Here is a 24,368-nt window from a genome sequence, read left to right as displayed (position 1 = left end):
ATAAATAATGTGAGAGTTCATTTATAAGTGTATCAACAGTAGTTGAATTATAGAAGTATTAAAATAATTCATGAATAAGAGTGTGGAATGTACAAGGGAGGTAGGATGTTAGAAACAATATTAAAGAATTTTAAAGCAAAGAAGATGAATTTGTATAAATCTGAAATTAGATTGAGAAATTATAGATGTTTCTGCGGTTTGTCATTATTAGGACTCACTATTTCAGCTATGGTGTTTGTATTTGGATTGATTTTATCAGAAGTTGTTACTTTTAATATAGAGTTTTTTATTATACTTGGATACTTTTTTATTCTTTATATTATTTCTAAATTTTACTTAAAAAAACACTTTCAGCATATAACGCTTATCTTTTATTTGGCATTAACTCCAGTTATGATAATGGGTATTTTGATGGGAACTTTTCTAGATAAAACAGAACCATCAATCACAATTATGGTCTTTATATGTGTACTTCCTTTATTCATATTGGATAAACCATGGAGAATTACTCTCTACATAACAGGAACTGCTATAATCTATGGTATTTGTTGCTTTATAGCAAAGGATATAAATATGTTTATGGCGGATTTAGTTGATTTAGTTACTTTTTATTTTTTATCTGTGGGTGTTAACTTTTTTATTCTGAATGACCGTATCGAAAGTGTAGAAAACTACATTAAATATAGAACTAAATCAGAAATTGATTTATTGACAGGTATATATAATCGAGGTGCTGGCGTTGAAATGATTGAACATCTTATGGACGAAAAAAAGTATGGAGCTTTTATTCTTATCGATATAGATGATTTTAAATATATCAATGATTCCTATGGTCATATTGTAGGTGACCGTTATTTACAAGCTGTAGCTGATAATATAAAGAATATTTTCTATGATAGTGTAGTTTTAAGATTAGGTGGTGATGAATTTGCCATCTATGCTAAGGATTTAAAGAATGAGGAGAATTGTAAAATACGCTTTGAGAAATTATTTGATGCATTAGATAATATGGAAGATTTATCACAGAATGAATATGTATTTCATATTAGTTTAGGATGTTCAATTTGTGATAAAAACATTGCTAATTTTGAAGATTTATATAGTAAGGCAGATGAAGCTCTTTATGCAGCAAAGGAAGCAGGAAAAGGGTGTTATCGAATAAACTGATTTAATATTTTATCATGATTTTTATGTATATGTAATATATAATTTTTAAAAAGAAAAACGGTAGTTTCAGCTGGAATTTTGAAACTGCCATTTTTCTTTTCTGATTTTTTTGTAACTGGAAGCCAGACTTCATGTTCTGCATTTTGTAGGTATGAATTTAAGTAAACTTCTATATCTGAAATATTTTCTACATATTTATAACTAGAGTCAGGAAGCCACTCTGTTCAAATTCAACGTTCTAAATATTGTATGCTTTCTACAAAAATGGTAACCTTGTAAATATTACAATAAGTAGCATCAGTAAATATCTATTATGTTTACCAATGCTATTTTTTGCAAATTTATAGTATAAAGTGCTAACTGTAATATCAAGTTTTTATTTTTCAAGGTATGCTTTTAAAGCAAGACCAATAAATTTTGATGCTCCAACTCCATATTTATTATCGTTAACCTCAATAAATACAGGGTTTGATATATAATTTTCAGACATAATAGGCCAATAATTATCTCCCATATCTATTCCATTATTAATTTTATTAGTAAAAGAAATCAGTTCTTTAACTAATTCTTGGACATCTAAAGATGCAACATCTTTACTTAGATTTTTTGTAAGTTTTCTTGTAATATCATCACCTTTTTTAATAAGGTTAAGTACTTCTGATTGAGAAATAGTAGTACTGTTAGATAAAAAATTTTGAAAGTTATTTTCCATAGCCTTTGTGTATTTTTCAAGACTTCCAAACTGCTTAATTGCCATATTTGCTATTTCATTTTCATATGATTTGATTTCTGAAGTTATTTTATCAAAATCTTCAATGCTTTCAGTTTGTGCGACAATCTCATCAGTGTGAGATTCTTTGAACTCAGTTAAAATATGAAAATACTCACTCATATTAAAATCTTTAAAATCCACACATTTATCTACTTTTATAAGTTTATTAAGTAATTCTAATAGAGCATTTAATCTATCTCGCTTTATTTGGATTAGTTCTCTTTGATTTTTAAATGCAGTTAGACAATCAAATTGAGGATTTTCCATGATTGCTTCAATTTCTTTTAATGTGAAATCAAGTTCTTTAAAAAATGTAACTTTTTGTAGAACTTCTAATGCGTTATCATCGTATAATCGTAATCCATCAGTAGTTATTTTTGTAGGTTTAAATAAACCAACTTCGTCATAAAACTGTAGAGTACGTATACTGACACCAGTTAATGAAGAAACTTGTTTTAATGTCATCATTTCAACTCACCTTCTTTCGTACCCTAATAATTGAGAGTTAGCTAATATTTTTTTATAAGAAATATACAGTATTTGTAAATGCTATCTCTAACTACTAATGTATGCTATTACTATACATGAGGATGAATATATTTGTTATATTTTTTCTAAATAAATATTGAGGGCTTTACGAAGGAAAAGAAAAGATGGTATAGCTTTTAAAGCATATACCACCTTTGTATTATAAAAAGAATACTTAATAGACCTATAAAGTTTTGTCGTGTTTTTCTAAGAATGTTAAGTATTCTTCTTTAGTCATAACTGGTGTAAAGGCATCTAATATACCTTTAGTCTCTTTAGCATTATCAAAAAGAAGGTCTATAACTGTAAGTGCCATAGCCTTAGCAGGTACTATGTAAGCTAAGTCTTCATCAATTATTTCAAAATCTCTTGTATGAAGAGCACCTTTTACACCACCAATCATAGGGTGAAGGGTAGGCATTATATGAGATACATCTCCAAAATCAAATGAACCAGTGAAATCTCCACCATCAATAATTTTTCCTTTTAAACCTAAATCTTCAAGGTTATTTTTAAATAAGTTATCAAGGTTTTTGTATCTTAATATTGGTAGATACCCAGGAATTTCAGTTATTTCAACATCAGCTCCAACCGCCATTCCACCAGCCATCAATGCTTTATTTATTCTTTTATTAGCATCTATCATGCCGTTTATAGTTCTAGCTCTTACATATGATTCCATATGAACATCAGCAGGAACAACATTTACTATATCTCCACCTTTTGTGATGATAGGATGGAATCTAACTCTTTCAGATTCTTTAAAAGTCTCTCTAAGTGCATTTACATTATTTATAGCAAGCATTGCTGCATTTAAAGCATTTATTCCATCATGTGGAGCAGAACCAGCATGAGATTCTTTTCCTATAAATTTAACTTTTTTGCCGACAAAGCCATTACTTTCAGGACCAACTAGAGCCTTATCTTCTCCTAAATCTGAAGAGTGAAACATCATAGATATGTCTATATCATCAAAGTAACCTCTTTTTATTAGTTCTTGTTTTCCACCAAAGTAAGTTATTTTTCCTTCTTTTTTCAATTGTTCCCTGTATTCCAATTCAATAAATTCTTCAGCAGGAGTAGCCATAAATGATATTTTACCATCTAAATGTTCTAAAACCCCACTTTTTACTAAACCAATAGCTGCACCTAACATTCCAGCTATTTGTATGTTATGTCCACAAGTATGAGATGCACCTATTTCATTAGAATCTTTGTGTTCTTTGCATGATATACCATCTAATTCTCCAAGTATAGATATATGAGGACCTTCTTTACTAGAATTTGCATCTGCCTTACATCCTGTAACAGCTATATTTTTTTCGACAGATAAGTTTAGTTCTTGTTCAAAAAAGTTTGAAACAGCTTCTGTAGTTTTATACTCTTTATATCCATATTCTGGGTTTTTGTAGATTCCATGACCTATTTCTAATATTTTTTCTTTATTTTCATCGATAGTCTTTATTACTAGAGATTTTAATTGTTCTTTATTCATAATAAGTTCCTCCTATATTTTACCTTGAATACTTAAAACTATATGAGCTATACTTGCACATGCAAAGAATATAGTTGTAAAGACAACAAGTGATATTATAACTATTTTCCATGACATTTCCTTTAAAGCTTCTATTTTGTTTCCAACAGAAATTCCTGCAAAAGCTAATAGAGGAGTTGTTATAGCCATAAAATTAATATTATTAGTGTTAGTTAAGAATACTTCAGATGTTGGGCTATATGGCATACTAAGTAAAAGACCTATTATAGTTGCAAATCCAAAAGCAGGAAATATTGATTTAGGAAATAAATCCTTTATAATCATAGCAGCCATAGCAGCTAATATTAACATTACCATTCCAGGAAAAGCTGTTACTATAGATGTACCAACACTAATTCTTTGTCCTATAAGAATTATAACTCCAATAATAGACATAACCAATAATTGATATGAACTTTTCTTTAAATCTAAATTAGCAAACATTTATTAGCACTCTCCTTTTGTAGTTTTTGTTTTGTCAGTTTTTTTACTTCTTGAAAATTTAGGTTCTAAAATTTTGTACATAAAATTAGTAAATGGTAAAGATACAAAGACCAAGAATATAATTCCTGTTATACTAGACATCATATTACTTGTTGCTGCATAGGCAAGTATTGTATCTGCCATTTCTGGAGGTACCATGGTAGAAAGTGAGCCAGCAGCAGCAGTCATCATACTTCCACTACCAACACCACAAGCCATTCCTAAAGCATATGGATGAAGGCCACTATAAATTGAGACTGAGCCTAATACGCTAAAATATATAGTACCAAGAACTGTACCCATTAAATATGTACCAAGTACGCCACTACCTTCTGGAGAATTTATCCCATATTTTTCAGATATAACTCCTAAAGATGGTTCACGGCTTATACTTGCAGTAGCTCCAATAGCTTCTCTTTTCATACCAAATATTAATGCAAGAGGTAATGCAACTATTGGTGCAAGTATGTGACCAAATTCTTGAGCAAGAAATGCAGGTCCAGCTTGAATTATCTTATCGATGTTTGGGCCAACTGTAGTCCCATATTTTATACCAAGCATTACTAGCGCAATTCCAACAACTTCACCAGCAATATTGATTTCTTTTTCTCCAATAACTTTTTTAAGTGCTTTAATTTTTTTGCCTAATAAGTCAGGTGTTATTATAAGTCCGATTATAACTGCATAAAGCATTGGAAATAGTATTATAGAAGCTGAGCCAATAGCTAATGTTCTTTGTCCTATAAATTCACATACTACTACTAAGATTAAGCAAGTTAAAAAGACTTGAATAAAGTGTTTTTTATTAATTTCCATGATTGCCTCCCTAAAAAAATAAATATTGTACTTATTTGAATTTGAAATAGAAAATACGTTTTCTTGAATATAATACGTTTTCCTAAATTACATAAAATTATATAGTAAAATTGTTTTTCAAATAAGTTTAAGAACTGTCAATAACATGTCCTTAATTAAGGATAAATCAAAAATTTAACATTGTCAACGAAAAAATATGTAAAATATTACATAACTTCAAAATATTAACATATAAATTTATTTATTAAAAATTTACTTAAATATTGTATGAATAAAATATAAAAAGCTTTAAAATAAATAATATAATTATAGAAAATAAAGATAAATATAATAATCTTAGTAGGTGATAATAGATGAAAATAAATAGATTAACAGAAATAATAGTAATACTATTAAATAAAAAATTAGTTACTGCTAAAGCATTGGCTGAGAGGTTTGAAGTTTCTACAAGAACTATATATAGAGATATAGAAACTCTGTCTATGTCAGGAGTACCAGTATATATGACTAAAGGCAAAGGAGGAGGAATATCTTTAATAGAAGAATATTCTATAGACAAAACTATATTGTCAAAGGAAGATAAGGAGAGTTTAATAATAGCACTTCAAACATTACAAGCAACAAAGTATCCAGAAATAAATTCAGTAGTAGATAAAATTGGCTCAATATTTGGAGAAAGTAATTTTGCAAACTGGATTGAAATAGATTTTACTGAATGGGGAAGTAATTTTAATGAGGATGATAAATTTACAAAAATAAAAAATGCTATTTTAAGACGCAATACTATAAATTTTGATTATGTAAATAGTTTTTCAAGTCAGACAAATAGGACTGTTGAACCGATGAAGCTAATGTATAAAAGTAAGACTTGGTACTTGTATGGGTTTTGCAAATTAAAGGACGATTTTAGAATATTTAGAATCAGTAGAATGAAAAACTTAGTAGTAAAAGAAGACATATTTTCAAGAAAGATAATTGAAGAGGCATACTTAGATGACTCTAAAATAATTAAAGAAGATACAGTAACTCTGAGGCTAAGATTTAAGGAAAAGATGCTCTATAGAGTTTTTGATGATTTTAACAATGATTTAATAACTAAAAATGAAGATAATACATATGATGTAATTGCAGAATTCCCAATTGGAGAGTGGATTTATGGATATATCTTATCTTTTGGAGATAGTGTTGAAGTACTTGAACCTAAATTCATTAGAGATAATGTTATAAATAGATTGAAAGAGATGCTTAAGATGTATTCCTTATAAGTTACTATTACTAAATTTAATTATATTAAAATATATGACATATAGATGTCGTATTTTATAAATTATAATTAAATTAAAGAAACAGATAATCAAAAGCAATCAATAAAGCTAAAGTGAGGTATAAAGTATGGATTATGAAATAGTACATATAAGTGAAAAAATAGTTGTGGGTGTATCAAAAGAAACTACAAATAACAACGGACAAGCAGTAAAAGACATAGGTGAATTATGGAAAAGCTTTATGGGGAAGGGTATCTATAATGCTATAAAAGGTAAAAAAAATGATAAAACAATAGGTTTATATACAGACTATCAAGGTGATTTTACAAATCCATATAACTTTGTAGCATGTTGTGAAGTAAATAGTGAAGATGATAAGGACAACAACTTAAGTGAATTTAATGAAAAAGATATTTGTGGAGAGTTTGTTATAAGCAAAGTTATACCAGGTGGTAAATATGCAAAATTCACTATAACAGGAGATATACAAAAGTCAGTAGGAGAATTCTGGTTTGAGTTTTGGAAAATGGATTTTGATAGAACTTATATAAGTGATTTTGAAGAATATCAAAATAATACATATGATATGAATAAGCAAGAAGTTCATATTTACATTGGAATAAGATAAATTCATTGATAAATTTTAATATATAAAACTTATTATAGGAATAAACAAGTTGATAATCATGAGGGAGTGTACTATACACTCCCAATTTTTATTTTATCTTTAAAAGTGATAATATTGTGATTTCTTTAAGTATACAATTTTTGAATAGTTCACAAAATTATCTATAATCGTTTATAATCAATATTTTGTTCATAATTTAAATCTTCCTTTAGCAATATGTAAGAATTTATTAATTAATAATAGGATATAAATTTAATTATAGTTCAGCCGATAATAGATGTATATTATATAAATATTTTCAATTTATTATATATCTATATAATTGGTTTTTGACAACTTTTTACGTTTTTGTGTTTTTTACGTTTTTATGTGATTATGTTTTTAATAACTCGTCAAAATGCAAAACATATATTACAATAGATATATAAGTTTTTTAATTTATAAACTGTATTAATAAAGTTGAATATAGTATAGCATGAATATGTACTTTTATTTATAGATGAAATGTATTTATTATGTAGGGAAAATAGTCAGTAAGTATAAACAATGACTGAAAAATAATAGCATTTATTGTTACAAGTATGGAGGAGTTAGTTTTATGGAAAATAAAATTTTAATAGTAGATGATGCTATTTTTATGAGAATGATGATTAAAGAAGCTCTGAGTAAAAGTGGCTACGAGAATTTAGTAGAAGCAAGTGATGGAGAAGAAGCTTATAATATGTTTAAAGATGAAATGCCTGATTTGACATTACTTGATATTACAATGCCTAAAAAAGATGGTCTAGAGGTATTAAAGGAAATAAAAATGTTGGATTCAAATGCTAAAGTGGTGATGTGTTCTGCAATAGGGCAAGAAAATATGATTGTGGAAGCTATAAAGCTTGGAGCACTAGATTTTATAGTAAAACCATTTAAAACAGAAACATTGGTTAAAGTTGTAAATAATGCCTTAAAATAAAGGCTGTAAATACACCTTTATATAGTAAAAATACATAAATGTAACAATAGAGGGAGGGGTTTATATTATAAATTATTCACAACTTGATAATATTCATATAGATGCTCTTAGAGAAATTGGTAATATAGGCTCTGGGAATGCAATTACTGCACTTGCATCCATGATAAATAGTAAGATAGAAGTATTAATACCCATGGTCAAGATACTTAAATATAATGAAGCTACAAATTTACTTGGAGGTCCAGAAAACAAGGTTGTATGCATTCTACTTGATATGAAAGGCGATATTAATGGGATGTTTATGTTTTTGTTGGATGAATCAATCACTAAACTTATGCTTAATTCTCTTTTTAATAAAGATGAAGCTTTCTTAGACGAAATTACAGGTATTGAAATTTCTGCAATCAAAGAAATAGGAAATATTATGGCAAGTTCTTATGTAAATGCTATTGCATCTATGCTAAACATGAACATAAGTATTTCGGTTCCAGATATGTGTATTGATATGGTCGGAGCTGTGTTGAATGTTCCTATGATAAGATTTTCTGATGTTGGGGACAAAATTTTATTTATAGAAAATAAATTTAAAAATAGCGATAATTATTTTATTAGCCACATATTGATGATTCCAGAAATGGACTCGCTTAAAGACATATTAGTAAGATTGGGATTATCAGTATGAGTAGAGAGATAGTAGTAAATATTGCAGACATGAAAATAGTGTATAAACCAAATGTTTTGGTTACTTATGCACTTGGTTCTTGTGTAGGAGTATGTTTAATAGATAAAACAGCAGGAATTGGTGGAATGTTACATGTTATGTTGCCATATAGTAAAGATGCTATTCACATTGAAAATAAATATAAATTTGCTGACACAGGAATAAAGGAACTTATTAAGTCTATGGAGCATATAGGTGCAAATAGGACATATATAAAAGCAAAAATAGCTGGAGGAGCCCAGATGTTTTTAGGAAATAGTAATTCATCAATTGCAAGCATAGGGTATAGGAATGTTGAAGCAGTAAAAAAAACTCTTTTAAGCTTAAAAATTCCAATAATAGCAGAAGATACAGGAATGAATTATGGAAGAACAATACGCTTTTATACTGAGACAGGCGATTTAATTGTAGACTCAATAAATAAAGGAAAGAAGAAAATATAGATTATTTTTATTTAGAAGATATTTAAGGGGGAGGTATTAAATGAGATTTCCAGATGACCCATATTTAGGTTATGAGTTAGTAGATGAGGGGATTAAGTACCTAAAATTTAAAATGGACGAACAGAACTTTGGTATTGAACTTGAAAAAGTCATAGAAATTGTTGGGAATCAGGAAATCATATTTATTCCAGAACTTCCAACCTATTCAAAAGGAATAATAAATTTGAGGGGAAAAATTATCCCGATAATAGATATGCATTTGAGACTGAGGAAAAATAATTTAAATACTACTGATTATGTATATATAGTAATAGCCGGATTGGAAAATTTAGTAGTGGGATTTATGGTTGATAAAGTTGAGGAGATAATAGATTTAGAAGAAAATCAGATATCACCTCCACCAAGGGTTACTCTTGAATATTCAGATTATTTTGTAAGTGGTATTGGAGAGATAGACAATCAAATAATTACCTTGTTAGATTTGAAGAAGCTTTTGACTGATGAAGAAGAACTTTTGATAGATGAATTGCTTTTTAAATACAATTAAACTACCATGTAACACAGATATATAATTTAGTGACATTGTAATTATATTATAATGATAACATTTGGAACTATAGTGGTATAATTATTAAGTGTAAGAATTTTAAATTATTAAAATTTGAATATATTATGTTTAAGAGAGGTTTGGATATGGAAAATAAGCAACAAGGAACAATTTTAGTTGTTGATGATAGTGTTCTAATGTGCGATTTAATAGATAAAACACTTACAAAAGATAATTTTAAAGTCATAAAAGCATTTAATGCAATAGAAGCAAAAGAGTGTATTAAAGAGTGTACACCAGACATTATTCTGCTTGATATAATTTTGCCAGACAATTCTGGATTTGAATTGTGTAGAGAACTCAAATCTAATATTCGTACAGAAGATATACCTATAATTTTTATAACTTCAAAAAATACAGATACAGATGTAGTAAAGGGTTTTGGAGTAGGAGCAATAGACTATATGGTAAAACCTTTTAGTATGACAGAATTAAAAGCTCGTGTTATGGCTCATATTGAAGTCAAAAAATCTCAAGATAAATTAAGAAAAATAAATAATGAACTGGAATCTTCTCTTGAAAAATTAAATAGATTAGTTGTAAGGGATTATCTAACAGGTCTTTACAATAGACGTCATATAATTAATCAGCTTATGGAACAAAGAAAAATTAATAGATATAGTCATGAAACAGTATCTCTTATTCTTGGAGATATTGACGATTTTAAAGTTATTAATGATACTTATGGTCATGAAGCAGGAGATTTTGTGCTAACAGTAATCTCAAGTATAATTAAAAAGAATTGTAGACAAATTGATACTGTATCAAGATGGGGTGGAGAAGAATTTTTGATAATGCTCACTAATACTTCAATAGAAGGGGCAAAAATACTTTCAGAGAGAATTCGCAAAGAAATAAAGGAATTTGAATTTAACTATAAAGGAAATGAAATAAAATGTACTATTACATTAGGAGTAGTAGAGGTAAACTCAAATATATCATTAGAAGAAAATATATCCCTAGCAGATAAGGCAATGTACGAGGGAAAAAATCTAGGCAAAGATTGCAGTGTAGTAAGTACAATGAATGGACTAAAGAAGATATAGATTGATATCTTGATAAACTTACTTTATAAAGGAGTACAGATATGAAAAGAGAAGTAAAGCTTTCCAAATTGGCAATAGTATTGCTAATTATTATAGTACTAGCTGTTATGGCAGGCATTTTTTCTTCAATTTCATCTTATAAAGCATTTGAAAAAGTGGAAAAAAGTATCAATGACATGAACAATTTGAGAAATGAAAGTCAGTATATAAAAGACACAACAAGAGAAGTTTGTGACATGTTAAGAAGGTACGTTTTTACAGGTGAAAAAAAGGATAAAGATGTCTATGAAAAAGAGCTATATGGAAAAACAAGAGAATCTGCTTTAAATAAACTTGAAAAAATTGGTCTTACAAAGACTGAGTCAAATAAAATTTTGGAAGCTAAGGAGATATCTGATTCTTTGGTACCAAAAGAACAAAGTGCTATAAATGCAGTTGAAAGTAATGACAAGAGCTTAGCTCAAAGTATAATTTTTAGTAGCGAATATGTAGAATCTCAAGAAAAAATGGATTCTTTAATAGATGAATTTCAAGAGGATGTGGTTACTCGTTCAAATTCTGAAATTGTAGAAGTTAAAAAAGAATTACAAAGTTTGATACTAAGAACGATATTTATACTCTCACTATTAATCATATTAACAATAATAGAATATGCAGTAATAAAACTAAAGATAGTAATTCCTATTAATAAGGTAGAAAAACATTTTTCAAGAATTGCATCTGGTGATTTAAGAACAAGTATAGATGTTGAAGAAAGTAAATCTGAAATAGGAATGTTAGTAAGTTCTGTTAAAAAGATGCAAGATATGTTATTAAATTATATAGACCTCATAGACAGTACATTAACTAGCATTGCAAAAGGGGATTTAAGAATAGACATAGAACAAGAATTTATAGGAGATTTTAAATCAATCAAAACATCATTAGAAAGTATAATAAATTCTTTTAATGATGATTTCTATGAAATAAATCTGTCAGCTGAGCAAGTTGCAAGTGCATCAGAACAAGTAGCAGCAGGAGCACAAGCTCTTTCGCAGGGTGCTACTGAACAAGCTAGTTCAGTAGAAGAATTAGCCTCTACAATTAATGAAATATCTGATGGAATTAAGCAATGTGCAGATAGTGCTAGTCTTGCATGTGAAGTATCTGACCAATCAGCATTACAAGTTGGTTTTGGAAGTAGATGTATGGATGATATGATGACATCAATGGAGGCAATAAGTGAAAAATCAAATGAAATATCAAAGATAATCAAAACCATAGATGAGATAGCTTTTCAAACTAATATTCTTGCATTAAACGCAGCCGTTGAAGCAGCAAGAGCAGGTCAATATGGTAGAGGATTTGCAGTTGTTGCAGATGAAGTTAGGTCTTTGGCTGGAAAAAGTGCTAAAGCAGCTCAAAACACAGCAATTCTTATAGAAGAAGCTATTAAAACAGTGGAAAATGGTGTCAAAATTGCAAAAGAAACTGCAAAAGCATTAGACTTAGTTGTAAATGGTGTAGAAAAAACTACTGATTATATTAATGGAATTTCTTCATCTGTGCATAGTCAAGAGATAGCAATTACACAGATTTTATCTGGAATAGAGCAAATTTCAATAGTAGTTCAAATGAACTCTGCAACAGCAGAGGAAAGTGCTGCAGCTTCAGAAGAAATGTCTGCTCAAGCACAAATTTTAAAAGAATTAGTAGAAAAATTTCATCTAAAAGAAAGTGAGATAAGAAAATCATCGTGGATTTAGATTATAGAATATTATATATAAGAAAAAATAGAAATTTATTTGTCGACTGTAGGTGATAAATATGAATTACATTGAACCAAGTATGAGACCAATGTTAGATATGTTTATATTTGAGACAAGTCTATTACTTGAGCAATTAGATGAAATTATGATTCAGACAGAAAAAGAAAGAATATTTAGCGACAGTAATATTAATGAAACTTTTAGAATTATGCATACAATAAAAGGCTCAGCTTCTATGATGGGTCTAGATAATATGTCTGCTTTAGCACACAGTGTAGAAGACCTATTTTATATTATACGTGAAAGAAAAATAGAGATTATAGATAATGATTTATTGTTTGATTTAGTTTTTCAAGCATTAGATTTTATAAAATATGATGTTGGTAAATTACAATCAGGAGATTGTACAACTTCTGATTGCTCTAGCTTTATAAAAGATATTGAAGATTATGTAAGTACTCTAGAACTATCAAGTTCTACAAAATTACAAGATAAGTTGAACTTAGAAGACACATACGAAAAAGAAATAACTAATTTAAATTTTTCATATAGAGAAGGTTCAGACATAGTCAAAATAGTTTTTGAACAAGATTGTATGATGGAAAATGTAAGAGCTTTTATGCTTACATTTGAATTGCAAGATTACTGTGAATTTCTAGCATTTTATCCTGAAGACGTAGAAAAGAATACAGGTACAGCAGAATATATTAAAAAATATGGATTTTATATACAATTTATTGCTAAAGATGATAAAAACATAATTTATAAAACAATAAAAGATAATCTATATGTAAAAGAGTATTCAAATGTTGATAAAGATGATATATATACAAGTGAAAAACAGGATGATATGTTGGTGAAAAACCCAAAAACTAATTTGGAGACAAATTCTAAAGATGAAAATAATTTTGTAAAAGAAAAAAGTGCATTACAAGAAAGTGTCTTAAATGAGAAAATTGACTTAGAGCAAGATGTTTTAATTGAAGGAAATGAGCATCTTCCTATAAGTAAACAAAATATTATGACTGTAAATTTAGAAAAACTAGATTTACTTCAAAATATAGTTGGAGAAATTGTAATTATGGAATCAATGGTTGTAAATAGTGTAGATTCTAAAGGTGTTGATATAGATAATTTCAATAAAGCAACCAGACAATTACATAAGCTTACAGATGAATTGCAGGATATAGTAATGTCAATGCGTATGGTTAAAATTGCAGGTGTATTTCAAAAAATGCATAGAATTGTACGAGATATGAATAAAAAATTAGATAAAAATGTTGAACTAGTAACTATAGGAAATGAAACAGAAGTAGATAAAAATGTAATGGATAATTTAGCAGAACCATTTATGCATCTTATAAGAAATGCTATGGACCATGCAATAGAGCCTGCTGATGAACGCATATCTAAGGGTAAAAAAGAAATAGGAACTATAATTTTATCTGCTGAAAATTTAGGCGGAGAAGCTGTCATAAGTATTTCAGATGATGGCAGAGGTCTCATGAAAGATAAGATTTTGGAAAAAGCTAAAGAACAAGGTCTTCTTAAACATCAAATTAATGAATATACTGATGATGAAATTAACTCTTTAATTATGACTCCAGGATTTTCTACAAAGGAATCTATAACTGAATTTTCTGGTAGAGGAGTAGGGATGGATATTGTTCGTAAAAGTATTGAAAAAGTTGGTGGTTCAATTGGTGTAAAAAGTACAAAAGATGAAGGAACAACATTTACTATAAAAATACCACTGACACTTTCTATAGTAGAAGGTATGGAGTTCAAAGTTGGAAACTCGATGTTTACTTTGCCAATATCATCAATAAGAAGTACATTTAAACTTGCAGATTTAAGCCAAGTAATTAAAGATGGTAGTGGAACAGAATTAATTACAATATATGGAGCATGTATTCCTATTATAAGATTACATAAAATATATGATATTCATACAGATATAACTGAATTAGTAAATGGAAATATGATAATCATAGAAAATGAGTATAAAGCAGTATGTATTTTTGTGGATGAAATAATAGGAACTCAACAGGTTGTAGTAAAGCCATTTCCAGTTTATTTTAACAGATTTAATATGAAAAACAATGGTTTTTCAGGATGCACAATACTTGGTGATGGAAGTATAAGTCTGATTATAGATGCAGATAACATTATGGAAATATATTAGGGGATTTAAAGTATGTCTACAAATGATATTATAAAACAAGTATTAACATTTTATGTTAATGATGTTATTTATGGAATAGAATTAGAAAATGTAATTGAGACTATAAGGTTTCAACCAATAACATATGTACCACGTCTTCCAAATTATATAAATGGAGTTATTAATTTGAGAGGAAGAATTATACCAGTTATTGATATGCATATTAGATACAATCTTCCTGAAGTTGATTATAATGAGAGAACATGCATAATAATTATAAAAATTGATGAGTATCAAGTTGGAATTATTGTAGACAAAGTTGTTGATGTCGTTCTTATAGATGACTTAAACTTACTAGAGACAACTATTTCTAACAACATAAATATAAATAAAGTTATAAAAGAGATTGTAAAAGTTGGAGATAAGTCTATACTAATTTTAGATATTCGAAAGTTTCTAATTGACAGCATGTAATTAGCTTTGATAAATTGGCAGGAGGAAGTTTTTTGTATGATAAAACTCACTGATGAAGAATTTAAAATTCTTGTAAACTATATAAAAAAAGAGTACGGAATTGATTTAAGCAAAAAAAGAGTATTAATTGAAGGACGACTATATAATACAATGCGAGAGAGAAGGTTTAGTTCTTTTAGTCAATATATGAACCTATTATTTAGAGATAAGACAGGAAATGAAGCTATAAATTTAATAAATAGGTTGAGCACAAATCATACATTTTTTATGAGAGAACATCAGCATTTTGAGTATATGTATAATAATATACTTCCTTTTTGGGAAGAAAATAATAAACTCAGAAACTTAAATATATGGAGTGCAGGTTGCTCTAGTGGAGAAGAAGCATATTCAATAGCTATGACTTTAGATGATTATTTTGGGAGTAGGAAAGACCTGTGGAATATTAAAATTATAGCCACAGATATTTCAATGAATTCACTTGAAAAAGCTAAAAGAGCTGTATACACAGAAGCAAATGTTGATAATGTTCCAAAATTATGGAAGAAAAAATATTTCATAGATAATAAAGATGGTACATTTAAAGTTTGTGATAAGATTAGAAAAAGTGTATTTTTTAAACCATTCAATTTAATTGAAGATTTCTCACATCAACTTTTTGATTTGATTTTTTGTAGAAATGTTATGATTTATTTCGATTTAAAAACAAAAGAAGAGCTTATAAATAAATTTTATGATGTAACTAAAAAAGATGGATTTTTATTTGTAGGTCATGCAGAGATAGTAAATAGAAGAAATACAGAATACGACTATGTAAAACCTGCTGTTTATAAAAAATAGAAGAATATTTTAGATATATGATTTTGTGGGGGCGGTAATGTGGAAAATATTAATAACAGGGTCATTGCTATAGGCGCATCTATAGGTGGAACAGAAGCAATACTTGAGATTATAAAAGACTTACCAAAATCTACACCAGGGGTTGTTGTAGCTCAACATATGCCAGCTATATTTACTGAGATGTATGCACAACGACTTGATAAGCAGTGTATTATGAATGTAAGAGAAGCTAAAAATAATGATAGAGTAGAGCAAGGAAATGTACTTATTGCACCTGGTGGATATCAAATGAAATTACATTTAGATAAAGATGGGTATTATGTAACTTGTGAAGAAGGTGAAAGAATAAGTGGACATTGTCCATCTGTAGATGTTTTGTTTGATTCAGTAGCACAAGTAGCAGGTAAAAACTCAGTAGGAATAATACTTACAGGAATGGGTTCAGATGGAGCAACTGGACTTTTGAAAATGAGAGAGAAAGGTTCATTTACAATTGGGCAAGATAAAAATTCTTGCATTGTATATGGAATGCCAATGGTAGCATTTGATAGAGGTTCTGTTGTAATCCAATTACCACTTGATAAAATTTCAAGTTGTCTGATAAGTCATCTTAATATTTGAAAAGAAAAAGATTAATTTTTATAAATAAAAATTAATCTTTTATTAAATTATATGGATAAAAAACCCTAGAAACTCCAAATATAATAAGAGAGATTTATATTTAGGAGGAAAATAATAAGATGAAATTTTTTAAAGTAAATACGAAAGCTAGAGTTTTAAGATATGTGTTTGTTTTATCCTTGACTATAATAGCTATTTTAGCAATTAAACATGACTATAGATATAATAATTTGGGGAAAGATGCTTTACTTAATCTAAATAAAGACAAAGAAGCTGTAAGCGTTATGAGTAATCAATCATTGCCAAAAGATACTACAAATAGTAAACAAACTTTATCAGTAAGTACAATAGGAAGTAAGACAATAGTGAAAAATGATGAATATATAGAAAGTACTATAAATATGCCTATAATAACAAATTCAAATAAGATTGTTGAAAGGTCTACAAATGATAGAATAAAAAATGATATATTTGAATTTTATAACAAATCGTATAAAGAGGCAAAACAATACCTTAAAGATAATCCTGATGAAGAAAATAAATTTGTTGCAAATGTAGACTTTGAACTTAAAAAGAATACTGATTCTGCTCTTAGTATAAAGGTAAGATATTATACTTACAGTGGTGGAGCACATGGTTATTATCAAGATATAGCTTATAATGTAGATATGAGAACAGGGAAGTTTTTAGAATTAATGGACCTATTTAAAGATAATACTAAATATAAAGAAGTTATAGATGAGGAAATTAAACAACAAATAACTGATTTAGAAAAGAAAGATAAAGAAAATGTAGGAATATATAATTTTAAAGGGATAAAAGAAAATCAAAATTTTTATTTGCAAGATGATAACTTAGTTATATATTTTGATTTATACGATATAACTCCATATGCAGCAGGAATACCAGAATTTTCAATAAACAAAAAACTAATAAGCTATATGTTAAAATCGGAGTATGTAGATTTGTTTAATATGAAATAGGATTATTTAATTTGAAATATATTTATTTAATATGAAATAGAATTTGTATTAAAATGTTATGTTATAATATCTAGCATAGAAACTTATTAAAATTGGGGGTATATAAAATGCTACTTTTAAAAAAAGACGACATAAAAAAAGTATTTACTATGAGAGACGCAATTGAGGCTGATAAAGAGGCTTTTAGAATTTATTGTGAAGGAAAAAGTGTAACTCCTTTGAGAACTAATATACCAGTTCCAAGTCAGGATGCTAGTATGTTATTTATGCCAGGATATGTAGAGGACTTAGGGTGTGCAGGAATAAAAATTGTATCTGTATTCCCTAAAAATGCTCAAAAAGGCAAACCAGTAATTCCAGCAACAGTATTATTATTAGATGGGGAGACTGGAGAAGTATGTGCTGCTTTAGATGGTACTTATATAACTCAAGTTCGTACTGGTGCAGCATCTGGTGCAGCTATAGATGTTTTAGCTAAAAAGGATTCTAAGATAGGGGCTTTAATAGGCTTGGGAGGACAAGGTGAGTCACAACTTGAAGCTATGTTAGAAGCTAGAAATTTAGATGAAGTAAGAGTTTTCAGTAGAAATAAAGAAAGTAGAGAAAAATTTGCAAAAGAGATGAACTTAAAGCTAAGTAAATATAATACTAAAATAGTTGCAGCTGAGTCATCTGATGAAGCCATAGATAATGCTGATGTAATAGTTTTAGCAACAACATCAAAAAAACCAGTATTTGATGGAAATTTGGTTAAAAAGGGAGCATTAGTGAGTGCTGTAGGCTCATACTTACCAGATATGCAAGAGATGTGTCCAACTTGTTTAACTAGAGCATCTAAGATATTTTTTGAATCAACAGATGCAGTTTTATCAGAATCAGGAGATATATTAATTCCTCTAGAAGAAGGTAAAATAAGCAAAGCTGATTTTAGTGGTGATTTGGGAAATGTTATAAATGGAACTATTTCCGGGAGAGAAAATGATGACGAAATAATTGTGTTTAAAAGTGTCGGAATAGGTGTACAAGATGTCGTAACAGCGAAAAGAATATATGATAAAGCAAAAGATAGAGGGATTGGAATAGATTGGGAATGGTAAAATTTTCAAAATAAACTTATAATTAGACAAAATTATGCTATAATATTAATAAATAAATTTTTTTATTCAATTAACTGAGGGAGGATATTTGTATGAAAATGGTAAAAAAATTAATCTTGTCTTCTATTATGGCTTTAGTTTTAGTTCTAACTATAGGCTGTTCTAATGCAGAAGAAAAAGTAAAGTCGAATTTTGAAGCTAATTTAGCAGCACTAGAAATGTATAAATACGATGAAAAAGGCATTTCTGATGCTTTAACAGAAGCTGAATATAAACAAATTCAAACTTATAATAACACAGATAAAGTTTCAATGCTTGCTCAATTAACACCTCTTTATGGAAAAGAGAATGCTGAAAAGATATATGACACAATTGTTAAATTAATACAAGGTGTTGAAAAGACAGTAACAGTAGATTCTTCTAGTAAGGATAAGATAACTTTAAAAGTTGTAAGTAAAGCATTGGATACTAGTAAAGTAATGTCTGAGGCAAACGATTTAGTAAAATCATATGTAACTGATAAAAATAATTACAATAAAGCAGAAAAAGAAGTTCAAGATGATATGGCAAAAATGATTATAGACCTTTATAACAAAAAGCCAACGAAAGATGTTACAACTTCAATTACATATACAAAAAAAGATGGTAAATGGCAACCACCTAGCAATATACAAAAATTATGTGAAGGAATATATACAATTTAATTTATTTTAAAGACACTAAAACTATCTTTTAAACATATAATAAACTGTTTGAAAGATAGTTTATTTTATTATTTATTGAACACTACCTTTCAAATTTATTTGATATACTTGGCAGTTTTGACTATATAAAACTTTCAATACAATTATGCTATATCTTGATAAAACATGGTGAATAATTGTGTGTTATATAGTCGAAAATATGATATATTAATATTATATTATATGATAAAAGTTTATTTATATGCTTTTAGGGAGATTTTTTATATAAAATGAAAGGGGTGTTTTTTATGTTATCAAGGCAAGAATTAAAAAGAGTATCAAAAGCTCAGTTATCTGGAAACTGGGGAACATGTGCAATTAATATGGCAATATATATTGCGTTGATAGTAGCTATATCATTTATAGGATTGCCTTTTGAACCCTTAACTACTATCATAGTAGCGATAATAGGTTTTTTAGTTGCAGCAGGATTTACATGTATGTTTTTAAAGATTACTAAAGATAAAAAAGTCAAGATGGGAGATATCTTCGTAAATGGAAGAATTTATTTAAGAAGTTTTGGACTTTATATATTAGAATCAATTGCTGTTTATATTTATTCTTTTATAATCACAATTATCGGAGCATTTTTGTCATTTGGAGTTTTAATTACTAGTGGAGCAATTGAATATCTATCAAGTAATAATGTTGGAGTAGGAACTGTAATTTCTACTGCCATAACTCTAGTTATTATAGTAATTGTGTTGATGTTGCCAGTTTATATATTGTTATTATACATTTCTCAAGCTGCTTTTTTAATATGTGAAGATAAAGATAATCTTGGTGTATTTAAAGCAATGGGTGCTAGTTTAGATATGATGAAGGGTAATGTACTTAAACTATTTATATTAAATCTTAGCTTTATAGGATGGTATATATTGACTATATTTACTTTAGGAATAGGTTTGTTATGGTTAATTCCATATATAGGAGTTACTAATTGTAATTTCTATAGAGAATTATTAAAAGATAATCCAGATGTAGAAGATATATTATTAGATAAGGAAAAATCTTATTCTATGTATTAAGATGGTTTTATAGTTAAATAAAATAAAGCTTTATTTAGATATTAAAGTATAAAAATGACAAGACTGTCTTTTACAAGAACTATTTCTTTAAAGGACAGTTTTTGTTATTAAAAAAATAAATGGTTGACATCACATAGACTACTGTGATAGTTTTAAATTATAATATTGACTATTGTGATAACCATATTTGAGGAGCGATTTTATATGGAAATAAAATTATTTGATTCAGAACTTAAGGTGATGGAAGTTCTATGGGAGATAGGAGAAAGTAAAGCAGGGGAATTAGTAAAAGTTTTAAAGGAAGAAACAGGGTGGAATAGAAACACTACGTATACAGTTATAAAAAAATTAGTATCAAAAGGTGCAATAGAAAGAATTGAACCAAACTTTGTTTGTAGACCTTTAATAAGCAAAGAAGAAGTTCAGAAGCATGAAACAGAAAGCTTAATTAATAAAATGTTTGGAGGGTCTTCAGAGAAATTTCTTTCAGCTTTTATTAATAAAGAAAATCTCTCAAGTGATGAGATTACAAAACTTAAACAGATTGTTGAGAAATTAAAGTGAGGTAAGATTAATGTTCACTAAATTGTTAGAAATGAGTGTTACTTCTGGGGTTTTAATTTTAATTGTTATTTTTATAAGAGCATGTTTGTTTAAAAAATTGCCTAAAAAAGTATTTGTATTATTATGGCTAGTTGTTTTGTTTAAACTTTTAGTACCAGTAAGTTTAAATTCTACTTTTAGTATTTATAGCATTATTGAGTCAAATTTTGATGCTCAATTGGGAAATGCATCCGCTGTGGATTATTCAATTAAGAAGAATAATAATTCTATCAGTAAGAATAATTTTGGAGATTCTAAGGCTTTATTCAATCTTGAGAATTTTACAGCATTGGAAATATCAAGTATTTTAACGTTTGGAATTTCTATTACTTTTATTATGTTTTTATGCTTTAAGTATACCAGGACGATTAATCTTTTTAAAACTTCGATACATATAAAAAATCATGAATTTATTAAAAAGTGGGCATATGATAATAGAGGTCTTAGAAAATTCTTTGTTTGTATTTCTGAATTTACTAAAACACCTCTTACAACTGGTATTTTAAAACCGAATATTATTTTGCCAAAACAAATGGACTATAGCAATAACCAAACTCTAAACTTTGTCTTAACTCATGAATTGGTTCATATCAATAGGTTTGACAATATATTGAAGTTGTTTATGATTGTAGCTCTTGCTGTCCATTGGTTCAATCCTTTAGTTTGGGTAATGCTTTTTTTATTGAATAAAGATATAGAATTTAGTTGTGATGAAAAGGTAATGAGTATAGTTGGTGAAGAATATAGAGCTGATTATGCAACTACGCTTATAAGTTTAGCAGAGGAACATAATACATTTCCAATGACACTTTATAACGGATTTGGAAAGACAAAGATAGAAGAAAGAATAGTTAATGTTATGAAGTTTAAAAAATCAACCTATATTACTTTTTTAGTTTCAGCTGTGTTAATTTGTGGGACTAGTGTTGTTTTTGCAACTGGAAATAAAGAAATTGATGAAGTTGAATCTTTTAATCTAATGGAAATTGAGCAAAGTAATAAAAACGACTTTTCAATAGGAGGTCAGCCATTAAAAATAGAATCTAAGATAAATAATACAAATATTTCTGTGGGATTATCAGCTAAAAGTGATGAAAGCATTGATTTAAGTACATCAGAAACATATAAAATGCAGAAAATTACTTCAAAGGTTGATGTAGAAGAAGTGTATTCTAATATGTCAAAGTATTCAGTTGTACCAACTGATAATATTTCTAAGAAGATATCTGTAACAAAAAGTATGAAGATTTTAACAAATAATAAATTGCAGTATAAAGATTCTGAAAGCAACTAGATATATGACAAATAAGGATGGGTTGAGAATTAGGAATACTATCTTAAAATAATTAAATTTATTTTGAGATAGTATTTTTTATTAAAAAATTTTATAGAAATACTTGACACAATTATGACTATTATGATAGTCTAAAGATGTAGTAAATAACTATTGCAATAGTCATAATGAACTACACTACCCAAATAAATCTCTAAGAAAGGAATATAAATTATGAAAATAAAAAAATCCCTTATAAGTGCAATGATGGTATCTGCTATGGTACTAGGAGGAACAGGAGCAGTATTTGCAAGTGGAAATGACGATGTATCTAATATTGAGTTATCTAAGTTTAAATCTCTAGTAGAATCAGGTGTAACTGATGCTGCTGACTTAGAAAAACATGGAGTTGAGTATTATACTTATGAAGAGTACGCTAAGCAGATTGAAGAGTTAAAAGCATATGCTAAAGACTCTTCAGCAGTTAAAGATGTAAGTTCAAAAGACCTTGAAGATACAATTAAGATTATGGAAAAAGATTTAGAAAAGATAAAAACTGAAGGCTTAAAGATAATGAAACCTATCGTAATAGATAATGAAGATGGAACTCAATTGGCAGTTTCTTTATCTAGAGCTGAATAATTAATATTAAATTTTTTAGATATAGGTGGAAAAAGTATTTAAAAAACTAAATAAGCGTAATTAAACATAGTAAACAAGAATAAAACAAGTAACAAATAAACGATAACAAAAGGCTTAAAGTCTATATGAAGATAGAGAAGTAAAAAATAAACAAATTAAATAGTATAAAAATAAATCTAGTCAAAGTAAAAGTATTAAACCCAGTTTGTAATGTTAACATTTTTTATATGTATTAAGAAATGTTAACATTACTTTTTTTATTCAAAATATGGATTTTTACTAAAAAACGTTGTAGAAATACTTGACATAAATATGACTATTATGATAGTCTGAAAGTGTAGTTAATAACTATTGCAATAGTCATTGTGAACTACACTACCCAAATAAATCTCTAAGAAAGGAATATGAGTTATGAAAATAAAAAAATCCCTTATAAGTACAATGATGGCATCTGCTATAGTATTAGGAGGAACAGGAGCAGTATTTGCAGATGGAAGTAGTGATGTATCTAATATTACGTTAGATAAATTTGATTCTCTAATAAAATCAGGAATAACTGAGCCTGCTGACTTAGAAAAATATGGAGTTGAGTATTACACTTATGAAGAATATGCTAAGCGTATTGAAGAATTAAAAGAGTATGCTAAAGACACTACACAAGTTAAAGACTTAAGTTCACAAGACCTTGAAAATACAATTAAGAGTATGGAAAAAGATTTAGAAAAGATAAAAAATGAAGGTTTAAAGATTATGAAACCTATTAGAATAGACAATGGAAATGGATTGATAGGTTTCTATGGTCGTTAAATAATTAAATGATACAAAAGTAAATCTAGCCAAAGTAAGAGTACTAATTCAGCTTGTAATGTTAACATTTTTTAATGTATGTTAAGAAATGTTAACATTACTTTTTTTTTATTTAAAATAATATTAAAAATATTATGAAAATTCTAACGAAAATTAATTCTTAATTATTAGAGTCATTAAAATTTAAAGAAAAATGGCAATTTGGTATTTTAAAAGTGAGTTTTAAAAAAATTAAGGCTATTGGCATGGCAATTGCTTAGTAAATAAAATAAGAACAATATTATAAATTTATGGATTCATATTATTATTTGTTATCAATATTTAAATTGTATTGATAATAAATATATAGTTGATAGCTTCTAAAATGTATCGCT

25 protein-coding genes are annotated in these 24,368 nt (G+C 27.8%); 21 read left to right on the top strand and 4 right to left on the bottom strand.

Going from position 1 to position 24,368, the window contains the following annotated elements:
* Positions 1-105 precede the first annotated feature (105 nt).
* The gene (locus tag IC214_RS03325) at positions 106-1,167 is read left to right on the top strand and encodes a GGDEF domain-containing protein (RefSeq protein WP_227835822.1); all 1,062 of its coding nucleotides are present in this window, start codon (positions 106-108) and stop codon (positions 1,165-1,167) included.
* Positions 1,168-1,543: 376 nt separating this feature from the next.
* Here IC214_RS03325 and IC214_RS03320 read toward each other — a convergent pair whose 3' ends face one another.
* From IC214_RS03320 to IC214_RS03305, 4 genes are all read right to left on the bottom strand, one after another.
* Positions 1,544-2,407 carry a MerR family transcriptional regulator gene (locus tag IC214_RS03320; RefSeq protein WP_227866225.1) on the bottom strand — a complete coding sequence of 288 codons (864 nt, stop codon included), beginning with the start codon at positions 2,405-2,407 and terminating at the stop codon, positions 1,544-1,546.
* Between the two features lie 244 nt (positions 2,408-2,651).
* Positions 2,652-3,962, bottom strand: a complete 1,311-nt coding sequence (locus IC214_RS03315) for a M20 family metallopeptidase (protein WP_227433643.1) — start codon at positions 3,960-3,962, stop codon at positions 2,652-2,654.
* 12 nt (positions 3,963-3,974) lie between these two features.
* Complete coding sequence (locus tag IC214_RS03310; RefSeq protein ID WP_227433642.1) at positions 3,975-4,445, bottom strand: hypothetical protein; 471 nt, start codon at positions 4,443-4,445, stop codon at positions 3,975-3,977.
* 3 nt (positions 4,446-4,448) lie between these two features.
* Entirely contained in the window at positions 4,449-5,300 is an 852-nt protein-coding gene (locus IC214_RS03305) for a DUF3100 domain-containing protein (protein WP_227483653.1), read from the bottom strand.
* 353 nt (positions 5,301-5,653) lie between these two features.
* On the opposite strand from IC214_RS03305, the gene IC214_RS03300 reads away from it, so the two are divergent.
* The 20 genes from IC214_RS03300 (at position 5,654) to IC214_RS03205 (ending at position 23,994) form a co-directional block, all read left to right on the top strand.
* Entirely contained in the window at positions 5,654-6,565 is a 912-nt protein-coding gene (locus IC214_RS03300) for a helix-turn-helix transcriptional regulator (RefSeq protein ID WP_227433640.1), read from the top strand.
* Positions 6,566-6,692: 127 nt separating this feature from the next.
* Entirely contained in the window at positions 6,693-7,193 is a 501-nt protein-coding gene (locus IC214_RS03295) for a GyrI-like domain-containing protein (RefSeq protein WP_227433639.1), read from the top strand.
* A gap of 598 nt (positions 7,194-7,791) precedes the next feature.
* Positions 7,792-8,154 (top strand): response regulator, encoded by a 363-nt coding sequence (locus IC214_RS03290; RefSeq protein ID WP_227433638.1) that lies wholly within the window; start codon positions 7,792-7,794, stop codon positions 8,152-8,154.
* A gap of 34 nt (positions 8,155-8,188) precedes the next feature.
* Positions 8,189-8,836, top strand: a complete 648-nt coding sequence (locus IC214_RS21060; protein WP_413926631.1) for a chemotaxis protein CheC — start codon at positions 8,189-8,191, stop codon at positions 8,834-8,836.
* Entirely contained in the window at positions 8,833-9,318 is a 486-nt protein-coding gene (locus IC214_RS03280; RefSeq protein WP_227433637.1) for a chemotaxis protein CheD, read from the top strand. Before IC214_RS21060 ends, IC214_RS03280 begins: the two co-directional genes overlap by 4 nt.
* A 40-nt stretch (positions 9,319-9,358) precedes the next feature.
* Entirely contained in the window at positions 9,359-9,865 is a 507-nt protein-coding gene (locus tag IC214_RS03275; RefSeq protein WP_227433636.1) for a chemotaxis protein CheW, read from the top strand.
* A gap of 146 nt (positions 9,866-10,011) precedes the next feature.
* Positions 10,012-10,971, top strand: a complete 960-nt coding sequence (locus IC214_RS03270) for a diguanylate cyclase (RefSeq protein ID WP_227433635.1) — start codon at positions 10,012-10,014, stop codon at positions 10,969-10,971.
* 41 nt (positions 10,972-11,012) lie between these two features.
* Positions 11,013-12,716: a methyl-accepting chemotaxis protein gene (locus IC214_RS03265; RefSeq protein WP_227433634.1), complete on the top strand. Its 1,704-nt coding sequence runs from the start codon at positions 11,013-11,015 to the stop codon at positions 12,714-12,716.
* A gap of 61 nt (positions 12,717-12,777) precedes the next feature.
* A complete protein-coding gene (locus IC214_RS03260) occupies positions 12,778-14,904 on the top strand; it encodes a chemotaxis protein CheA (protein ID WP_227866224.1) in 2,127 nt (708 codons plus the stop codon).
* Positions 14,905-14,916: 12 nt separating this feature from the next.
* Positions 14,917-15,357 (top strand): chemotaxis protein CheW, encoded by a 441-nt coding sequence (locus tag IC214_RS03255; RefSeq protein ID WP_227433632.1) that lies wholly within the window; start codon positions 14,917-14,919, stop codon positions 15,355-15,357.
* 36 nt (positions 15,358-15,393) lie between these two features.
* A complete protein-coding gene (locus IC214_RS03250; protein WP_227866223.1) occupies positions 15,394-16,197 on the top strand; it encodes a CheR family methyltransferase in 804 nt (267 codons plus the stop codon).
* Between the two features lie 39 nt (positions 16,198-16,236).
* Positions 16,237-16,818, top strand: a complete 582-nt coding sequence (locus tag IC214_RS03245) for a CheB methylesterase domain-containing protein (RefSeq protein ID WP_227483650.1) — start codon at positions 16,237-16,239, stop codon at positions 16,816-16,818.
* Between the two features lie 119 nt (positions 16,819-16,937).
* Positions 16,938-17,801, top strand: a complete 864-nt coding sequence (locus IC214_RS03240) for a DUF3298 and DUF4163 domain-containing protein (RefSeq protein WP_227483649.1) — start codon at positions 16,938-16,940, stop codon at positions 17,799-17,801.
* Positions 17,802-17,908: 107 nt separating this feature from the next.
* Positions 17,909-18,898, top strand: a complete 990-nt coding sequence (locus IC214_RS03235) for an ornithine cyclodeaminase family protein (RefSeq protein WP_227433628.1) — start codon at positions 17,909-17,911, stop codon at positions 18,896-18,898.
* A 92-nt stretch (positions 18,899-18,990) separates the two neighbouring features.
* Positions 18,991-19,602, top strand: a complete 612-nt coding sequence (locus tag IC214_RS03230; protein WP_227433627.1) for a hypothetical protein — start codon at positions 18,991-18,993, stop codon at positions 19,600-19,602.
* Between the two features lie 287 nt (positions 19,603-19,889).
* Positions 19,890-20,669: a DUF975 family protein gene (locus tag IC214_RS03225; protein ID WP_227855832.1), complete on the top strand. Its 780-nt coding sequence runs from the start codon at positions 19,890-19,892 to the stop codon at positions 20,667-20,669.
* A gap of 204 nt (positions 20,670-20,873) precedes the next feature.
* The gene (locus IC214_RS03220; RefSeq protein WP_227433625.1) at positions 20,874-21,233 is read left to right on the top strand and encodes a BlaI/MecI/CopY family transcriptional regulator; all 360 of its coding nucleotides are present in this window, start codon (positions 20,874-20,876) and stop codon (positions 21,231-21,233) included.
* A 10-nt stretch (positions 21,234-21,243) separates the two neighbouring features.
* On the top strand, positions 21,244-22,566 hold the full coding sequence (locus IC214_RS03215) for a M56 family metallopeptidase (RefSeq protein WP_227433624.1): 1,323 nt from the start codon (positions 21,244-21,246) through the stop codon (positions 22,564-22,566).
* A gap of 213 nt (positions 22,567-22,779) precedes the next feature.
* Positions 22,780-23,187 (top strand): hypothetical protein, encoded by a 408-nt coding sequence (locus tag IC214_RS03210; RefSeq protein ID WP_227433623.1) that lies wholly within the window; start codon positions 22,780-22,782, stop codon positions 23,185-23,187.
* Between the two features lie 411 nt (positions 23,188-23,598).
* Positions 23,599-23,994: a hypothetical protein gene (locus tag IC214_RS03205; protein WP_227433622.1), complete on the top strand. Its 396-nt coding sequence runs from the start codon at positions 23,599-23,601 to the stop codon at positions 23,992-23,994.
* Positions 23,995-24,368: the final 374 nt, after the last annotated feature.

This window comes from Clostridioides sp. ES-S-0190-01, from assembly GCF_020658275.1.
Lineage (GTDB): Bacteria > Bacillota > Clostridia > Peptostreptococcales > Peptostreptococcaceae > Clostridioides.
This window is presented reverse-complemented; position numbering and strand designations above follow the sequence as displayed.

What these genes read in the sequence shown, in the direction of transcription:
- IC214_RS03205 (WP_227433622.1), top strand. Translation starts at nt 23,599, where the DNA reads ATGAAAATAAAAAAATCCCTTATAAGTACAATGATGGCATCTGCTATA.
- IC214_RS03260 (WP_227866224.1), top strand. Translation starts at nt 12,778, where the DNA reads ATGAATTACATTGAACCAAGTATGAGACCAATGTTAGATATGTTTATA.
- IC214_RS03220 (WP_227433625.1), top strand. Translation starts at nt 20,874, where the DNA reads ATGGAAATAAAATTATTTGATTCAGAACTTAAGGTGATGGAAGTTCTA.
- IC214_RS03250 (WP_227866223.1), top strand. Translation starts at nt 15,394, where the DNA reads ATGATAAAACTCACTGATGAAGAATTTAAAATTCTTGTAAACTATATA.
- IC214_RS03290 (WP_227433638.1), top strand. Translation starts at nt 7,792, where the DNA reads ATGGAAAATAAAATTTTAATAGTAGATGATGCTATTTTTATGAGAATG.
- IC214_RS03300 (WP_227433640.1), top strand. Translation starts at nt 5,654, where the DNA reads ATGAAAATAAATAGATTAACAGAAATAATAGTAATACTATTAAATAAA.
- IC214_RS03240 (WP_227483649.1), top strand. Translation starts at nt 16,938, where the DNA reads ATGAAATTTTTTAAAGTAAATACGAAAGCTAGAGTTTTAAGATATGTG.
- IC214_RS03255 (WP_227433632.1), top strand. Translation starts at nt 14,917, where the DNA reads ATGTCTACAAATGATATTATAAAACAAGTATTAACATTTTATGTTAAT.
- IC214_RS03215 (WP_227433624.1), top strand. Translation starts at nt 21,244, where the DNA reads ATGTTCACTAAATTGTTAGAAATGAGTGTTACTTCTGGGGTTTTAATT.
- IC214_RS03265 (WP_227433634.1), top strand. Translation starts at nt 11,013, where the DNA reads ATGAAAAGAGAAGTAAAGCTTTCCAAATTGGCAATAGTATTGCTAATT.
- IC214_RS03280 (WP_227433637.1), top strand. Translation starts at nt 8,833, where the DNA reads ATGAGTAGAGAGATAGTAGTAAATATTGCAGACATGAAAATAGTGTAT.
- IC214_RS03210 (WP_227433623.1), top strand. Translation starts at nt 22,780, where the DNA reads ATGAAAATAAAAAAATCCCTTATAAGTGCAATGATGGTATCTGCTATG.
- IC214_RS03325 (WP_227835822.1), top strand. Translation starts at nt 106, where the DNA reads ATGTTAGAAACAATATTAAAGAATTTTAAAGCAAAGAAGATGAATTTG.
- IC214_RS03225 (WP_227855832.1), top strand. Translation starts at nt 19,890, where the DNA reads ATGTTATCAAGGCAAGAATTAAAAAGAGTATCAAAAGCTCAGTTATCT.
- IC214_RS03315 (WP_227433643.1), bottom strand. Translation starts at nt 3,962, where the DNA reads ATGAATAAAGAACAATTAAAATCTCTAGTAATAAAGACTATCGATGAA.
- IC214_RS03230 (WP_227433627.1), top strand. Translation starts at nt 18,991, where the DNA reads ATGAAAATGGTAAAAAAATTAATCTTGTCTTCTATTATGGCTTTAGTT.
- IC214_RS03310 (WP_227433642.1), bottom strand. Translation starts at nt 4,445, where the DNA reads ATGTTTGCTAATTTAGATTTAAAGAAAAGTTCATATCAATTATTGGTT.
- IC214_RS03320 (WP_227866225.1), bottom strand. Translation starts at nt 2,407, where the DNA reads ATGATGACATTAAAACAAGTTTCTTCATTAACTGGTGTCAGTATACGT.
- IC214_RS03305 (WP_227483653.1), bottom strand. Translation starts at nt 5,300, where the DNA reads ATGGAAATTAATAAAAAACACTTTATTCAAGTCTTTTTAACTTGCTTA.
- IC214_RS03275 (WP_227433636.1), top strand. Translation starts at nt 9,359, where the DNA reads ATGAGATTTCCAGATGACCCATATTTAGGTTATGAGTTAGTAGATGAG.
- IC214_RS03295 (WP_227433639.1), top strand. Translation starts at nt 6,693, where the DNA reads ATGGATTATGAAATAGTACATATAAGTGAAAAAATAGTTGTGGGTGTA.
- IC214_RS03270 (WP_227433635.1), top strand. Translation starts at nt 10,012, where the DNA reads ATGGAAAATAAGCAACAAGGAACAATTTTAGTTGTTGATGATAGTGTT.
- IC214_RS03235 (WP_227433628.1), top strand. Translation starts at nt 17,909, where the DNA reads ATGCTACTTTTAAAAAAAGACGACATAAAAAAAGTATTTACTATGAGA.